16 protein-coding genes and 1 tRNA gene are annotated in these 15638 nt (G+C 53.9%); 12 read left to right on the top strand and 5 right to left on the bottom strand.

From position 1 onward, the window contains the following. The first annotated feature begins 22 nt into the window (after positions 1–22). The 5 genes from ABD735_RS17915 to ABD735_RS17895 all read left to right on the top strand — a co-directional run bounded on the left by ABD735_RS17915 (position 23) and on the right by ABD735_RS17895 (position 3733). Positions 23–967: a ribose-phosphate pyrophosphokinase gene (locus ABD735_RS17915; protein ID WP_344809039.1), complete on the top strand. Its 945-nt coding sequence runs from the start codon at positions 23–25 to the stop codon at positions 965–967. Positions 968–1083: 116 nt separating this feature from the next. Continuing rightward, positions 1084–1728, top strand: a complete 645-nt coding sequence (locus ABD735_RS17910; RefSeq protein ID WP_344809037.1) for a 50S ribosomal protein L25/general stress protein Ctc — start codon at positions 1084–1086, stop codon at positions 1726–1728. 72 nt (positions 1729–1800) lie between these two features. Beyond that, a complete protein-coding gene (pth, locus tag ABD735_RS17905; protein ID WP_344809035.1) occupies positions 1801–2400 on the top strand; it encodes an aminoacyl-tRNA hydrolase in 600 nt (199 codons plus the stop codon). A gap of 50 nt (positions 2401–2450) precedes the next feature. Continuing rightward, positions 2451–3542 (top strand): redox-regulated ATPase YchF, encoded by a 1092-nt coding sequence (gene ychF, locus ABD735_RS17900; RefSeq protein WP_344809033.1) that lies wholly within the window; start codon positions 2451–2453, stop codon positions 3540–3542. A gap of 114 nt (positions 3543–3656) precedes the next feature. Further along, positions 3657–3733, top strand: a tRNA-Met gene (locus ABD735_RS17895). A gap of 162 nt (positions 3734–3895) precedes the next feature. Here the strand turns inward: ABD735_RS17895 and ABD735_RS17890 are convergent. Both ABD735_RS17890 and ABD735_RS17885 read right to left on the bottom strand, forming a co-directional pair. Continuing rightward, positions 3896–4129 carry a DUF2061 domain-containing protein gene (locus ABD735_RS17890; protein ID WP_344809031.1) on the bottom strand — a complete coding sequence of 78 codons (234 nt, stop codon included), beginning with the start codon at positions 4127–4129 and terminating at the stop codon, positions 3896–3898. A gap of 111 nt (positions 4130–4240) precedes the next feature. Beyond that, a complete protein-coding gene (locus tag ABD735_RS17885) occupies positions 4241–4606 on the bottom strand; it encodes a polyribonucleotide nucleotidyltransferase (protein ID WP_344809030.1) in 366 nt (121 codons plus the stop codon). 149 nt (positions 4607–4755) lie between these two features. On the opposite strand from ABD735_RS17885, the gene ABD735_RS17880 reads away from it, so the two are divergent. The 3 genes from ABD735_RS17880 to ABD735_RS17870 are packed head-to-tail and all read left to right on the top strand — an operon-like array spanning position 4756 to position 8296. Continuing rightward, positions 4756–5910, top strand: a complete 1155-nt coding sequence (locus ABD735_RS17880) for a glycosyltransferase family 4 protein (RefSeq protein WP_344809028.1) — start codon at positions 4756–4758, stop codon at positions 5908–5910. Further along, positions 5907–7055, top strand: coding sequence for a glycosyltransferase family 4 protein (locus tag ABD735_RS17875; RefSeq protein ID WP_344809026.1), 1149 nt, complete (start codon positions 5907–5909; stop codon positions 7053–7055). Before ABD735_RS17880 ends, ABD735_RS17875 begins: the two co-directional genes overlap by 4 nt. Further along, positions 7052–8296 (top strand): oligosaccharide flippase family protein, encoded by a 1245-nt coding sequence (locus ABD735_RS17870; RefSeq protein ID WP_344809024.1) that lies wholly within the window; start codon positions 7052–7054, stop codon positions 8294–8296. Before ABD735_RS17875 ends, ABD735_RS17870 begins: the two co-directional genes overlap by 4 nt. A 4-nt stretch (positions 8297–8300) precedes the next feature. Here the strand turns inward: ABD735_RS17870 and ABD735_RS17865 are convergent, their stop codons facing one another. Together ABD735_RS17865 and ABD735_RS17860 are read right to left on the bottom strand one after the other, a co-directional pair. Next, entirely contained in the window at positions 8301–9143 is an 843-nt protein-coding gene (locus tag ABD735_RS17865; RefSeq protein WP_344809020.1) for an ATP-grasp fold amidoligase family protein, read from the bottom strand. Positions 9144–9256: 113 nt separating this feature from the next. Further along, entirely contained in the window at positions 9257–10372 is a 1116-nt protein-coding gene (locus ABD735_RS17860) for a putative signal transducing protein (RefSeq protein WP_344809018.1), read from the bottom strand. Positions 10373–10405: 33 nt separating this feature from the next. Between ABD735_RS17860 and ABD735_RS17855 the strand changes: the two genes are divergently transcribed. After that, on the top strand, positions 10406–11353 hold the full coding sequence (locus tag ABD735_RS17855; protein ID WP_344809016.1) for a diacylglycerol/lipid kinase family protein: 948 nt from the start codon (positions 10406–10408) through the stop codon (positions 11351–11353). Then, positions 11350–12159, top strand: a complete 810-nt coding sequence (locus ABD735_RS17850; RefSeq protein WP_344809014.1) for a metallophosphoesterase family protein — start codon at positions 11350–11352, stop codon at positions 12157–12159. The genes ABD735_RS17855 and ABD735_RS17850 overlap by 4 nt, the downstream gene beginning before the upstream one ends. Before the next feature lie 421 nt (positions 12160–12580). Here ABD735_RS17850 and ABD735_RS17845 read toward each other — a convergent pair whose 3' ends face one another. Next, positions 12581–13069, bottom strand: coding sequence for a pilin (locus tag ABD735_RS17845; protein ID WP_425548629.1), 489 nt, complete (start codon positions 13067–13069; stop codon positions 12581–12583). A gap of 442 nt (positions 13070–13511) precedes the next feature. Between ABD735_RS17845 and pilB the strand changes: the two genes are divergently transcribed. Continuing rightward, positions 13512–15212, top strand: coding sequence for a type IV-A pilus assembly ATPase PilB (pilB, locus tag ABD735_RS17840; RefSeq protein ID WP_344809010.1), 1701 nt, complete (start codon positions 13512–13514; stop codon positions 15210–15212). Between the two features lie 62 nt (positions 15213–15274). Next, positions 15275–15638 (top strand): type II secretion system F family protein (locus ABD735_RS17835; RefSeq protein WP_344809008.1); only part of this gene is annotated, 364 nt, incomplete at its 3' end.

Below are 15638 nucleotides of genomic sequence, written 5' to 3'. Positions count from 1 at the left end.
ACCATCTGAAAAGGGTCCCACTGTGTCCAAACTCATGATCTTTTCCGGCAGGGCTAATCCAGAGCTTGCAAGAAAGGTGACCGACGCACTGCATATTCCACTTGGCAATGCAGTTGTCAGTAACTTCAGTGATGGCGAAATCACAGTCGAAATAAACGAGAACGTTCGTGGTCGTGATGTCTTTATCATCCAGCCCACCTGCGCACCGACCAACGACAACCTGATGGAGCTCGTGGTCATGGCCGACGCGCTGCGTCGCGCCTCTGCCGGCCGCATCACAGCCGTTATCCCCTACTATGGCTACGCGCGCCAGGATCGTCGTCCGCGATCGAGCCGCGTTCCCATCAGCGCCAAAGTGGTGGCCGATATTCTGGATGGTGTGGGTATCGACCGCGTCCTGACCGTCGACCTGCACGCTGATCAGATCCAGGGTTTCTTCCATATTCCGGTCGACAACGCCTACGCGACACCCGTCATGCTCGACGATGTCGAACGCCGTGGCCTCAAGGATTACATTGTGGTCAGCCCCGATGTCGGTGGTGTCGTGCGGGCGAGAGCCTTTGCCAAGCGTCTGAATGATGCTGATCTGGCCATCATCGACAAACGTCGCCCGAAAGCCAACGTCACTGAAGTCATGCACATCATCGGTGATGTCCAGGACAAGACCTGCATCCTCATCGACGACATCGTCGATACGGCCGGTACGCTGTGCCAGGCCGCCAATGCGCTGAAGAAACACGGTGCGAGCAAGGTCCTGGCCTATATCACACATCCGGTACTGTCCGGACCAGCCATCGAAAACATCGAAGCGTCGCAACTGGACGAGCTCGTGGTCTCCGACACCATTCCGCTCAGTGACAAAGCCCGTAATTGTGATAGAATCCGGCAGCTTTCGTTGTCTGGCCTGCTCGCGGAGTCCATCCGCAGGGTCTGCAATGAAGAATCAATCAGTGCAATGTTCAACTAAGGCCTTGAAAGCATTAGTTTAATAGTCTGATACAAGAGTTGGCGATTGGTCGCGATCGCTGACATTCATTTATGAAGATATTGCAGCCGCTTTGGCGACTGCCAGGAAAAAAGATTATGGCTATCGATTTTACAATTGCCGCAACAAGCCGCGATGTTCAGGGGAAAGGTGCGAGCCGCCGCCTACGTCGCGAGCAGGGTATGGTACCGGCCGTCGTGTATGGCGGAAAGGGCCAGCCAGTCAACATCATGATCAAGCACAACGAGTTCATGCATGCCCTCGAGAACGAAGCATTCTACTCGCACATCCTTAACCTCGACATCGACGGCAAGACCGAACAGGTCATCCTGAAGGATCTGCAGCGTCACCCATACAAGCCGACGCTTCAGCACGCTGATTTCCTGCGTATCGTAAAGGGTCAGACCATCCACGTCCACGTTCCACTGCACTTCATCAATGAAGACAAGGCAGTTGGCGTACGTCAAGGCGGCGGCATCATCTCTCACCAGATGATCGAAGCTGAAGTCATCTGTCTGCCGAAGGATCTGCCTGAGTTCATCGAAATCGATATGGCAGACGTGGTTGTCGACCAGATTGTTCACATGAGCGATATCAAGCTGCCAAAGGGCGTGAAGCTTGCTGAACTCGAGAAAGGTGAAGGTCACGACCAGCCGGTAGCCAACATTCACATGCCACGCGTTGTGAAAGCTGATACCGATACTGATACTGACAGCGAGACCGCTGAGGGCGACGCTGAGTAATCGGTGTAGTTCACGAAAAACGGGCGAATAGCCCGTTTTTTTATGCAGTTTTAAACTGAACGAGTCATCGCCATGACGGATGTTGCGACAACGCCAATTCGCGCCATAGTCGGCCTGGGTAATCCGGGCAATGAATACGCACAGACGCGGCATAACGCCGGTGCCATGTTCGTCGAGCGACTGGCCAATAGTCTGGGCTGCACATTGAAGGCGGACAGCAAGTTCTTCGGTCATTATGGCAAGGCAATCACCAGTGCCGGCGAAGTACATTTGCTGATTCCCGCCACCTTCATGAATCGCAGCGGTCAGGCAGTGGGCGCCCTCGCCCGCTTCTTCAAGCTCGAACCGGAAGAACTGCTGATCGCTTATGATGAGCTGGACCTGCCCCCAGGTACGCTACGTCTGAAAGCCTCGGGCGGCCATGGCGGGCACAATGGTATCCGCGATATCATTCAGACCTTCGGCGGACGGAACGATTTTCACCGCCTCCGTCTTGGTATCGGGCACCCCGGCCACAAGGACCGGGTGACTGGTTACGTGCTTGGTCGTGCACCAGCGAACGAACGCGAATTGTTGGAACAGACATTTGACCGGGTGGAAGCCCACCTGCCCTCTCTATTGAAGGGCAATCTGGCTGCCGCCATGAATGAACTACACAGACAGGTCGAATAATCGGGCTGTCGTTTCGAATTGAAAACAACTGAATTCAGAGCAGGTGTGATATGGGTTTCAACTGTGGCATCGTCGGCTTGCCCAATGTCGGTAAATCAACGCTGTTCAATGCGCTGACACAAGCCGGCATCGATGCCGAAAACTTTCCATTCTGCACTATCGAACCCAATTCGGGCATCGTGCCGATGCCTGACCGTCGGCTTGATGCGCTGGCTGCCATCGTGAAGCCACAGAAAGTACTGCCAACCACGATGGAGTTCGTCGATATCGCAGGTCTCGTCAAGGGCGCCTCCAAAGGCGAGGGTCTGGGCAACCAGTTTCTGGCGAACATTCGCCAGACCGATGCCATCGCTCATGTCGTGCGCTGTTTCGAAGACGAGAACGTGGTGCACGTCGAAAACAGGATCGATCCGGCGGCCGATATCGAAGTCATCAATACCGAACTGGCGCTGGCCGATCTGGACACCGTGGAAAAGGCTGTTTATCGCCTCTCCAGGGTCGCCAAGAGTGGCGACAAGGATGCCAAGACCAAACTGGCCATACTGGAGCGCGTGCAGCCCCACCTGGATCAGGGCAAGCCCGCGCGAAGCCTCACGCTGACGCCGGACGAACACCTGCACATTCGCGAGCTTTGCCTGTTGACCATGAAGCCGACGATGTACATCGCCAACGTTGCAGAAGACGGTTTTTCGGACAATCCGCATCTGGCTGTGGTCGAAGCCATTGCCGCTGAAGAAGGCGCGGTGGTAGTGCCGATCTGCAACAAGCTGGAGTCCGAGATTGCCGAACTGGACAGTGATGAGAAAGCAGAATTTCTCGCGGATCTCGGCATGGAAGAGCCAGGGCTCGATCGTGTTATCCGCGCCGGCTACGGCCTGCTGGGCCTTCAGACCTATTTTACTGCCGGCGTGAAGGAAGTGCGGGCGTGGACAGTGAAAGTCGGTGCTACGGCTCCACAGGGCGCCGGCGTGATCCATACGGATTTCGAGCGTGGCTTTATCAGAGCTGAAGTGATTGCCTATGACGACTTCATCGCCTGCAAGGGTGAGGCTGGTGCCAAGGATGCCGGCAAGTGGCGACTGGAAGGCAAGGAATACATCATCAAGGATGGCGACGTCATCCACTACCGCTTCAATGTCTAGGCGGTAATCACACTCTGAGTGGGCAAAGGGCATTGACATGCCCGCCAAAAGCTCAGAGAATACGCGGCCTGAACTTCGGGTCAATCCCCGTTTTTCAGAACATGATCAGAACGTGGCAAGGTAGCTCAGTTGGTTAGAGCACAGCACTCATAATGCTGGGGTCGCGAGTTCGAATCTCGCTCTTGCTACCATTTTTTTGAAGCATCAGTCATTAGCTAGCAGAATTTTCTCTGTTATATCTTCGTCGACTGATGTTTAGCTGAGAGTAAGGTCAGCGTCCCTCCTGGTAATCTTGACTAGCTGGCCCCAGCACTGCCACTTCGTGTTTTCAGAATTCTGAACCTTTATTCCTTTCAGACAGGCTGAACTTGGGAAAACGCCGGCGCCATGGCGTTTCGACTGGAGACGCCGGCTTTCCGACGCTCCATTCTGGTCCAGACTTTCTCGTGAAAATAGAAACCAACGGTATTGACTGCTGGCTCGATCAGCGCCAGCGTGCCGCCGATAATCAGACTGCCGGTCAGCAGATAGGCCACCGTGAACGCGATGGAAAAGTGCAGCACCGCAAAGCTTAATGTCTTCTTCATAGCGACCTCTCCTGAAGGTGGTTACCGATTGCTCAGTGTCCACACTAACTCAGGCGAGATCATAACTAAAAGCAATTGATTAAATACAACCAATAGTTTTTAGCAATACACCTACATTCGGCGAATTTCCATGCTGCTTCCAGCTGATTCGTCGATCGCCTCGCCACTACGAGCAGCGATCATCTTCGCGACTTCCTGCTTATCAACCACATTATCCGCTACCAGGGCATCCATTTCTTCCGGGCTCAACTGGGCGCTGCCGCCGGGTAAATAGATGGTGCCATTGGAGAAGTCTATGGCAAAGGCAATAATGCCGGGGATAAGGAAGAACAGCAGGCCAATACCGTCGAGGACGGCGATGGCAGGGTCGATGTTCCCACCCCGCTGACCTTTACGTTCCGGGTGAAGAATTGTGCCGCAGGCGGCGAGTTGCGTAACGAGTGCGGTGGCAATGGCAAAAGTGGTCAGCTTCTTCAAAGGATTCTCCATGGTGTGGTTATATTATGAGTCTAGTCTAAGCTGGCGGTGAGGCGGCATTATTCGCGATTGGGTCCATACCTGTAATACCTGATACACCCGCCGCTCTTTTACGCCTACAATCGCGACCTTTCTCCTGAGGGACCGCAATGAACATTCTCGTACTCACCTACGAATACCCTCCCCTGGGTGGTGGTGGTGGCAAGGTAGCGCTTGGCCTGGCCGAGGGCTTGGTAGCTAACGGCCATTCGGTGGATGTCGTAACCATGGGCTTCAAGACCCAAGTGGGCGAGACCGCTCAGAATGGTGTGAGGGTGCATCGGCTCAAGAGCCTGCGGGCGAAGCCAGAGAGCTGTCATATTGGCGAGATGGTGCCGCACGAAGCCTCCGTGCTCTTCTACGCGCTGAAATTGGCCAAGACCAGGCGCTTTGACATTATCCATGCCCACTTCATTTTTCCGGACGCATTCACTGGCTCCTTTCTCGCCAGACGGCTGAAAATACCACTCATCTGCACCGCGCATGGCTCGGATGTGCCGGGTTACAACCCCGACCGCTTCCAGTTCCAGCATGTACTGCTCAAGCCGGTCTGGCATTACACCGTCAAGGCTATCGATCTCATCACCAGCCCGAGTGAGCATCTGCGCAAGCTGATATTGAAATCACGGCCGAGCGCGAACGTGACTGTCATTCCCAATGGTTACGATCCTGCGCGCTTCGATCCAGGCACGCCAAAGCAGCCAGGCATCGTCGTCTGCACACGAATGTTTCAACGCAAGGGTGTGCAGTACATCATCGATGCCGTGGTCCGCATGGCGAAGGAAGACCCAAAGTACCGGATTCCGCTGCATATCCTTGGCGAAGGCCCTTATCTCCAGACACTGCGCGATCAGGCGGCTGGCAAGGATATCGACATCACCTTCCATGGCTGGGTCGACAATGATTCACCCGAGCTGAAGGCGATCTATGAAAACAATGCCATTTTCGCCTTCACCTCTGATCAGGAGAACTTCCCGGTCAACCTGCTCGAAGCCATGTGCGCTGGCATGGCCATCATTACTACCGACTCGAGTGGCGGCAAGGAAGTCGTCGGCGATTGCGCCCTGCTGGTGCCACCGCAAAATCCTGAAGCCATTGCCACACAGCTCAAGCGCCTGATCGATGAGCCTGAGTTCCGTCGTCAGCTTGGTCAGAACGGTCGTAAGCGGCTGGAAGACAACTTCAGCTGGAAGGCCGTCACCGGGCAGTTCGAGGCCAGTATGCGGCCGCTGATCGAGGCCAACGAGCGGACACAGCAGCAGTGAAGATAGCCTATATCTACCTGAGCCAGCTGGAAACACGCGACGCCAACATCAACCAGATGCTGAGCATGTGCGAAGCGCTGGGCAAGCACAGTCAGGTGACGCTGTTCACTGGCTGGATGTCACAGACGGCGTTTACATCGTTGTGCCAGTTCTTTTCGATCAAGCAGAATTTCACGACCCAGCGCTTGCCGGTGAAGCTGCTCACGGGCTCGATGTTGATCGAGAAGGTCACCCGCCTGCTCTACTGTGTGCAGGTGCTCCTGGCGCTCAAAGCCAGTGATTTCGACGTCATCTACACCCGCGACATTACGCTGCTGGTGTTTCTCAAGATGCTGCCGGCCTGGGCGCGGCCAAAGGTGCCAGTCATCTACGAACCGCATACGCTGTACCACAAGACCTCTGAAAAGGTGAGCTACGAACTGGAGCTGGCTTCACTGAAGCTGGCTGACTATTTCATTCCAATTTCCCACGGCATTGCCCGCGATCTCGAAGCCATTCTCGGCGTGGATCCACAACGAATCACGGTGCTGCCAGATGGTGTCCGCGTCGACGTGATCGCCAGTGTGAAACCACAGTCACTGGCCGGTGATCGACTGCAGGTGCTGTACTCCGGCAGCTTCATCGACTGGAAGGGTGTGGAGACACTGATAGAAGCCATTCCTTTCGTGAGCACGCCAAACGTCGTTTTTCTGGCACTCGGTGGCGTGGGCAAGGATTTCGAGCGTATCCAGCAACTTGTCCAATCTCTGGGTGTCGGTGACCGAGTGGAGTTGCGCTCGCGCATGTCGCAGGACGAACTGATGCCCATCGCCAAGAGCGCCCATATTGGCGTGCTACCGAACAACCGCACAGCGATAGGTGCCCATTACACTTCGCCGCTCAAACTGTTTGAATATATGGCCAATGGCTTGCCTATCGTGGCGTCCGATCTGGAGTCGATGCGGGAGATTCTTGTCGAAAACGAACATGCGCTCTTTTTTGAGCCGTCCAATCCATCGCACCTGGCAGCCCAGCTCGACAGGCTGCTGCAGGACGAGGAGATGCGACGATCGATAGGGCAACGGAACCTGGAAGCAGTAAACGCTTACAGCTGGGATTCGCGCGCCGAGCGGATCATCGAGATCGCGGGCCAGCTCATACGATGACCCTGTCGCTAAAATCCTTTCTGAGTTTCGCACTGGTGCGCATGGTGGCTCAGGCCACGATGTTCGTGTTTCCGCTGCTGGTGGCGGCCTTCATTACGCCTGATGAGTTTGGTCGCTTCTCACTGGCGCTCATGCTGCTGTACGTGTTCACGGCCATTGGTATCCAATCTTCACAGTCGCCTTATGTGGTGCAGGCCAGTCGGGAGTACACCAAACATGGGCACGTCAGGCGCGCCACTACGGCTCGCGCCATCAGTGTAGGCGGCTGGTACGTTATTTCGCTTGGGCTTGCCATCGTATTCCATGACGCCTTTCTTACCTTTACCGGCTTGAGTCATGACAACTACGTGCTGGTCATCGCCGCCTTTTACGTCGTCAGCATGCGCTTCATCCACATATCGACGTTTACGTCGACCCAACGGAAGATGTGGGGACCGCTGTTCGAGCTGATGATCGGTATTGGCCTCTTCGCCGTGCTCGCATTTTTCTATTTGCAGGGCGTCTTCGATCTGAGGGATGCGCTGTGGACACTATTCCTGGGCCATTGCATTGCCGCCATACTCATCTTGCCGATACTGCCCTGGCGTGAAATGCTGCCCTTCGAGTTCGATGCCAAGGTCGTCAAGGAGCAGTTCAGGAACAGCCTGTGGTACGTCATCGGTGCGGTGGCCGTCTACCTCATGAACTGGGGTGATAATCTCGTGCTGCGGCTCTACACGGACTTTGAAAGCATCGGCCAGTACAACTTTGGCTATCAGATCTTCAAGGGCATGCTGATCTGCTTTACGACCATCCAGATGTTCTATCTGCCGGACATCCATCTCCTGCTGGAAGACAAGACCAGGCTCCGTCACTTCATGACGAAGACACGCTTGCAGATCATGGGACTGGGTACCGCTGGCCTCATCGTGACCGCCCTGCTATTGGCGCCAGGCCTGTCGCTCGTTTACGGCACCAAGTACGACCCCTCACTGCCGATCATGTATTGCCTGCTGATCGCCTCGTTCTTCGCGCTGTATCAGATGCTACAGCTGTCGATCATTGTCGGCATGTCGCGTTTTGCCTTCGTACAGATCGCCACCTTCATCGCGCTCGGCGTCAATCTGGGGCTCGATTTTGCGCTGGTGCCGACTTACGGCATCATGGGCGCAGCAGTGGCGACCACCATCGCCTACGCCTCGCTGGCGGCGATGTTCAGCTGGTATATGAGAAAACGGCTCAAACTGTTCGAGGAGATCTGATCAGCTAGTTGAAGATGAGGTCGGAAGCTTTCTGTTCGGCCTCGACAGGAATAAAGCGGGCGCAAGCATTTTCCGGGCAGTGAGTAATTTCGCCGACGTAGATGGCGTTACCGTCGCTATACAGGTCGATCCTCACAAAACCGAAATAGCTGCTGAGCTTTTCAGCGACCGCGATCATTTCCGCCATATTCTTTGGCAACTCGTAGGCCCCGAGCTCGCGCGGACGCTTCATCGAGAAGTCCTGCTCGTTCATCTGCCCGTCATAATACTTCCGGGTGTGATTGTCATGGCGGCCGATGTCGACCTGAAGCAGCTTCACCTTGCCTTCATAACAGAAGAACTTGTAGTCCTCTCCCTTGGTACCACCAAACAGAATCGGCTCGATAATCACCTTCGGCTGGGCATAGCGATAATTGATTTCACGTTTGTACAGGTAGTAGTTCAGATCGAACCATGCCTTGATTTCGGCCTTGTCGATCGGCTCCCCGTTGCGACGCAGAATGACCCGCCCGCTGCCGTGGGTTGGCTTGATGCAACAGGTGTTGGGGAACTTATAGCTATCTACCTGGTCTTTCGATTCCAGGACAGCTATCGACTCGATGTTGTACTGATCACCCACGGTGGCCGCCACGAAATGCTTGACCAGCGCCTTGTCGGACGTGAACTGACGCAGCGGACTCAACATCTCGTTGGACGTCTTGAGACGGAACAGATAATCGTTGAGCAGCATGCTGGCACCTGGCTTCCGCTTGTGCGCGCGGAGGAACAGCATGTAAGAAAAAATATAGTCACCCGTCCGGGTTTTCGGCAGTGACTGAAGCACGCTAGCCAGTACTTTCGTGAGCAATTGAAATCCTCTTGGTAAAGGGAAATGTGTAAGAAACCCACGGCAAGCGTAGCGATTCTGAACGGAACTCTAGCAGATACAAGAGGGGCCGTTGATAAATCTTTCGGCCGATATCAAGCGGCTGTCGACTGCCCTGGCCCCACCTCTTCATACCACCCAGAGAGATCACGCCCGGTAATGCCCTCGAGCTTGATGATGTCCTGACGGTAGTAGTCTCTGATCTCGACCTTGAAGGCATCCGAGAGCTCGAGTGTTGACGATTTTTTCGTCAACAGGCTCAATACCAGTTTGTGCAGATTGGCTTTACGCAGGGCGACCAGCAGCCAGTTCAACCTGATCGCCACAAGAAAACGCGGTAGCAGAAACAGGAACCTGCCGACCCAGGGAAATCTGGCTTCCTTCGCTGCATTCGACTTTTCATCGATGGCGGCAGGCACGAAGGTGGGGTCGACACCGAGAAAATCGTACATTCTGGCCACCGTACCCTGCTTGTCGGCCTCGACATCCTCCATGAACAGCAGCAGCACCTGCTCAGGCTTGCAGCGCTGATACAGCCGCTCGATCTGTTGACCATACAGCCCCTGCTCCAGATAGCGCCCATCGGCCTTGATCTCTTCCTCGATTGGCCGCTTTGCGATTCCGACGTAGTCACGATTCATGCGGTAGTGTGACACGAGGCGCGCCAGTGGATCCCTGAGGCAGATCAGTATTTTGATCCTGGGGTTGTAGGCCAAAATGTTATCCACTGCATCCGGATCTGCCAGGTACAGTGGCGTATATTCGCCTCGAACTGCACCGTCTGGGCAGTGCGAAAAATGATGGTGATACCAGTTCAGGCTTTCCTGCCGGTTCGGATTCAGATCCGTCCCTCCCGGCGAGGCGAGCGTATTGAAATAGCGGATTTCCTTGGGCTCAGACAGGCAGACCTGTGGATGCGCCGACAGCATGTCAGCCAGCCAGGAACTGCCGCCCTTGGTAACGCCGATGCCGATGAATTCGATTGGTGTCATGTGTGTATAGACCTCCTTTTCATATTGTTTGATGACGACTCGCGCCCTGTCAACGTCATCGTCAGCTACCATCACCCGCACGTGGCCATGCGCTGCCAGTTCACCGATACCACCCTGCAAAAACTCCCCTGTAATCCACGCGAGGACCTCTTCATGCTCCAGGCGTGACTTGAGCAGGTATGCTTCTATAGTATTCGAAGCTTCGTATACGACTTTCATCTTCCAACTTTTACCATCAATTCAGGGAAAACTGTGACATACCGTCGGTTCATCGTCGTTATCAATGCCGCCGCAGGGGATCAGAAGAACGAGCAACTGCTCGACTGCATCAGCCAGCAGATCCCAGCCGAATCACTACTGAAAACGCACCAACTGCACCCGGGGCCCGACTTCGAGCACGAGATAGATCGTGCCATTCATGATGCGGCAGCGGAAGAGGCCGTATTGCTGATTGCGGGAGGTGATGGCACTGTCAACACCTTCCTTGGTCGCACATCCGTACTGAATGCTACCGTAGGTAAGTCCACGCTCGCCATCATTCCGCGCGGCACCTTCAATTACTTTGCGCGGGATCATGGTATTCCTACTGAGACAAAGGCAGCCATCAGGAACGCCATCGAAGGTGAAGCCACGGCCGTGCCCCTGTGCTGGGTGAACCGGGAGCCCTTCTGTGTCAGCGCCAGTCTCGGAGTTTATCCGAAGATCATGAAGGCCAGGGAGCGGATGCTGGCGAAAACCGGTCGATCGCGGCTTGCAGCCGTACTCACCAGCATCTGGGTCTTCCTGACCAGTCAGAAGCGCTCGCTGATCTCGATCGAACACGGTACACAGGTCCGGCAAATGAGGACGCCCCTGGTCGTGGTGACCTGCAGTCAGACTCAGATCCAAACCTTCGACATGCCTGAGGCAAGCCATCTGGACCAGGGTTACATGATCCTGTTTGCCATGCGTGGGCGCACCAGTATCAGTATGTTGTTCGCCCTGCTCCGAAGTGCTTTCGGCGGCATACGAAACGTAGAAGAGATCAGCTACGAACCAGTACAGAAGCTCAAGATTACCTACTCGCGGGTGCGACGCAGAAAATCTATTGAAGTGGCTGTCGATGGCGAGATTCGCAAACTGCAAAATCCGCTTATTTTTACTGTCGAACACGAAGCGGCTCAAGTCATCATGCCTGCCAAGAAACAGGATGGTGAATGAATATACTGCATATTTCAGACACGCATTTCGGTACTGAGATACAGGCCACCATCGAAGCGCTGCTCGAACATCTCGAAGAGTTTCCAAGCCAGCTGGTTATCTTTTCAGGCGACATCACCCAGCGCGCGCGGGTCAGCGAATTCAAGGCAGCGGCTGCTTTTCTGAGACGCCTGCCGGATGGTCCGGTGATGATTGTACCTGGCAACCATGATATTCCGCTCTACAACGTGCTTCGACGCTTCAGCTCGCCTTACGGTCGCTACGATGAATACCTGGCGGATTTTTCACTAGGCCAGGACCACATGCCGACGTTCGACTCGGATCGGGTGTCAATTACCGGCCTGGATACAACTGACCCGGCCCGGCACAAGGACGGCTTGATCACTGAAGAGCATATCCAGCTTACCAGCGAACGCCTGCGCGCTGCCGAGACGCACAAACTCAAGATCGTATTTGCGCATCAGCCCGTGGACGCTATCCTTGAAATGGATGAGAAAAACATCATGCACAACGCCGAGCCTGCCATCCGGCAGTGGGCGGCCGATGGCATGGACCTGTACCTGGGTGGCCACATTCATTTTCCGTTCATGCAGCCCCTGCGCATCCGCTACCCGGATATAGCGCATGACGCCTGGACGGCCCAGTGCGGCACGACCTTCTCGACCAGAATCAGAAACAAGATGCCGAATTCGTTCAATCGGATTTGTGTTGGAGAGACCAGGAATGAGACCAAGCTGGAGCGCTGGGAATATGATTATGGGATGCGGCGGTTTAAGTTGGAGGAGCGGGTTGAGCCTTGGTTGTAGTGGCTAAAGCTTTAGCTCGCAGACCTCTTAGCATTAATAATTGGGAGAAAATTTAAGCCTTCTTCCTATAGGTGCTGTCGACCTAAGCTGCTGTGCAGGCATTAGTCATCGACCACGAAGGCCAGATCACCTGGCAACTCCAATCCCTTGCAGTTTCCGTTCGTCAAGCCTCTGCTTCACCTTCTCCTGCCTTTAGATTATCCCCCGCGGTGCACACCCATGCTATACGATTAACCGTTCTCCTTGCCGGGTCGAAACAGACTGCACCGCCCAATTACCCCTTTGCCGCGACCGCCAGGCGAATATCGCATGGAGGCCCTGCCCACCATGCTTGAAGCACCACAGAAAAAGCCGCTCAATTGAGCGGCTCTATATTCACTGACATACTTTAAACTATGTCAGCAGAGTTGTACCGTTTCGCTTATCTGCAAGCAGAAGGCAGATATTTGGTTGGTACAGTGGTCGGACTTGCTGAGGCTGGTGCAGCAGCTGTACCAGTTGCATCACAAATCATTTCTAGACCTTTAACGCTCGCTGCGAATTTAACAGTCAAGGTTGCCGCATTCAGATCGGTAGGACCCTTGTCCATATCCATAACGAATGCTGAAGTATTATCATCGATTCTTTCATAAGCCGCTGCGTTAACAGTCTCGGCAAGCTCAAGGGTATCGGTAATCTTTGCGATAAGTATGTCTGCTGCAGCATCGCCTGCTGTTGGCATAGTGCCGTATGAGGTGTACCAATCGTAAAGATCAACCTTAGCACCACTTGAAAGACTCACAGGCTCGGCAACCTTCGCACGAGTGGTATAATCCTGATAGGCCGGAATCGCTACAGCGGCAAGAATACCAATGATGGCAACAACGATCATAAGTTCGATCAGTGTGAAGCCTTGCTGTGCCTTGCTCATTACTGGTTTGAAATTTTGCATTTGGTAATCCTCAGTGTTCTATGACGTTTTGCTTCGGGCGTCGCCTGTGCTTCGCATCCTTGTATGAAGTAAAGCAGAGGGCGTGCCAAAATCAAATTTCACATATTCCCCACTTTATTATCATAGGCTTAGACCTTCTGGTCCGCCCCAAACGCAACATGTCTACTCGTTCAAATTATAGCCTACTCTGGCATAATCACTCTCTGTCGCGGCATAAAGTGACGCTCCCGGTCACAATTAAGCGCTGTTAAAGATGACCACCTTTGTCCATGTCATGAGATACGCTGAAATTTGAATTCATTTTCGAACCGGATTTTTGCGAACTCTCCTATTCACTTCTAAACTCCTCAAATACCTTGATTTCTGCTTAAGCTGCAGTTGCAGTGGTATTCCTCACCTTCTAAAGAGTCAGAAACTGTACATGAGCGCACCACTCACAGGCCTTGCCCGTCGCTTTGTATTCGACGGCATCATCGACGAAGAAACCGCTCGCAACGCCAGTAATGAGGCCAAACGGGCTAACATTCCGTTGGTGGCCTATATCGTCAATAATGGGCTCGCCAAGGCACCACAGATCGCGCAAGCATCTTCGTTGGAGTTCGGAGTACCGCTTTTCGATCTGGATGCGCTTAACCTGGCAGTCATGCCAGAGAAGTCAATTGGCGAAAAATTGGTGCGCAAGCATCAGGTACTGCCGCTCTTCAAAAGAGGAAACAGATTATTCCTGGCAGTCGCTGATCCAACCAATATCACGGCAATGGATGAAATCAAGTTCGCCACTGGATTAAATGCCGAACCCGTTCTGGTTGAGCAGGATAAACTCAGCCGAGCCATCGACGCCTATCTGGAAACACAGGAACAACCCCTTGGCGGCATGGATCTAGATGGTGACCTTGAAGATATCGATATTGATACCGGTGACAATAAGCCGGAAGCAAGTTCAGACGCCGGCGAAGACGATGCGCCTATCGTCAAATACGTGAACAAGATGCTGCTCGACGCCATTAAGGGCGGCTCTTCAGATGTCCACTTCGAGCCCTACGAGCACGCCTACCGCATACGCTTCAGAACCGACGGCATCCTTCACGAGGTATCAAGACCATCGGTGAAGTTAGCCGCCAAGTTCTCGGCTCGTCTTAAGGTCATGGCCCAGCTGGATATCTCTGAACGACGCGTGCCACAGGATGGCCGTATAAAGATGAAGCTGTCCAAGACAAAGTCTATCGATTTCCGTGTCAATACCCTGCCCACGCTTTGGGGCGAGAAGATCGTATTGCGGATTCTCGACTCCAGTAGCGCTAAAATGGGTATCGACGCGCTCGGCTATGATCCGGACCAGAAACAATTGTATATGGACGCGCTGGCCCAGCCCCAGGGCATGATTCTGGTTACAGGACCCACAGGTAGCGGCAAGACGGTTTCGCTCTACACAGGCATAAACATACTGAATACGCCGGAGCGAAATATCTCAACTGCTGAAGATCCTGTCGAGATAAACCTCGAGGGCGTCAACCAGGTGAACGTCAGTACTCGAGTTGGTCTCGACTTTTCTGCAGCGCTGAAAGCGTTCCTGCGTCAGGACCCGGATGTGGTCATGGTTGGTGAGATACGCGATCTTGATACCGCTTCCATCGCCGTCAAAGCAGCCCAGACTGGTCACTTGGTGTTGTCGACGCTTCACACCAACAGCGCCCCGGAAACATTGACCCGCTTGCGCAACATGGGCGTGCCCTCTTTCAACATTGCCACTTCGGTCAGTCTTATCATTGCGCAACGTCTTGCTCGCCGCCTCTGTAGCGAATGCAAAGAAGAATTGAAGGTGCCAAATGAGGTGCTTAAAGAGGAAGGCTTCACAGACGAACAAATTGCTACAGGCTTTACCTTGTATCATCCCAAGGGCTGTCCAAAATGTAAGGGTGGATACCGCGGTCGTGTAGGTGTTTATGAGGTAGTAAAGGTCACGCCTGAACTACAAGAGCAGATCATGAATGATGCCAGCTCGCTCGAGATCGCCAGAACTGCGCAGAAACTGGGCTTCCGTAACCTACGTCAGTCTGCCCTGCGCAAGGTAATCGAAGGCATGACAAGCCTGGAAGATGCCAACCGCATAACGAAAGACTAGAGCAGGTTTAATAGACGACTTGAGTTCGAGCCACTGGCCGAACACTTTTGGGTAGAGAAACTATGGCGCAGGTAATCGAGAAAACCGTCCCGTTCATTTGGGAGGGCAAAGATAGAAAGGGTAACAAGACCAAGGGTGAAACGATCGGCACAAACTCGACCATCGTCAAGGCTCATCTGCGAAAGCAGGGAATCGTGCCGACCAAAGTACGAAAGAAACCGAAGAGTCTCTTCGGTGAGAAGACCCAGAAGATCACGCCTTTTGATATCGCGATATTCGTGCGTCAACTTGCAACGATGATGAAGGCTGGTGTGCCACTCGTGCAGTCGTTCGACATAGTCGCCGATGGACTCGAAAACCCTTCGTTGAGAAAGCTTGTGTTGGACGTCAAAAACGATGTCGCTGCAGGTAATAGCTTTGCGGGGT

The sequence above is a fragment of the Allohahella marinimesophila genome (assembly GCF_039538005.1).
In the GTDB taxonomy this organism is placed as follows: domain Bacteria; phylum Pseudomonadota; class Gammaproteobacteria; order Pseudomonadales; family Oleiphilaceae; genus Allohahella; species Allohahella marinimesophila.
Note: the sequence above shows the minus strand (reverse complement) of the source record. Positions and strands in the feature narration are given on the sequence as shown.

Coding starts and splice junctions, on each gene's coding strand:
- ABD735_RS17910 (WP_344809037.1), top strand. CDS start 1,084: ATGGCTATCGATTTTACAATTGCCGCAACAAGCCGCGATGTTCAGGGG.
- pth (WP_344809035.1), top strand. CDS start 1,801: ATGACGGATGTTGCGACAACGCCAATTCGCGCCATAGTCGGCCTGGGT.
- pilB (WP_344809010.1), top strand. CDS start 13,512: ATGAGCGCACCACTCACAGGCCTTGCCCGTCGCTTTGTATTCGACGGC.
- ABD735_RS17845 (WP_425548629.1), bottom strand. CDS start 13,069: ATGAGCAAGGCACAGCAAGGCTTCACACTGATCGAACTTATGATCGTT.
- ABD735_RS17890 (WP_344809031.1), bottom strand. CDS start 4,129: ATGAAGAAGACATTAAGCTTTGCGGTGCTGCACTTTTCCATCGCGTTC.
- ABD735_RS17860 (WP_344809018.1), bottom strand. CDS start 10,372: ATGAAAGTCGTATACGAAGCTTCGAATACTATAGAAGCATACCTGCTC.
- ABD735_RS17880 (WP_344809028.1), top strand. CDS start 4,756: ATGAACATTCTCGTACTCACCTACGAATACCCTCCCCTGGGTGGTGGT.
- ABD735_RS17870 (WP_344809024.1), top strand. CDS start 7,052: ATGACCCTGTCGCTAAAATCCTTTCTGAGTTTCGCACTGGTGCGCATG.
- ABD735_RS17850 (WP_344809014.1), top strand. CDS start 11,350: ATGAATATACTGCATATTTCAGACACGCATTTCGGTACTGAGATACAG.
- ychF (WP_344809033.1), top strand. CDS start 2,451: ATGGGTTTCAACTGTGGCATCGTCGGCTTGCCCAATGTCGGTAAATCA.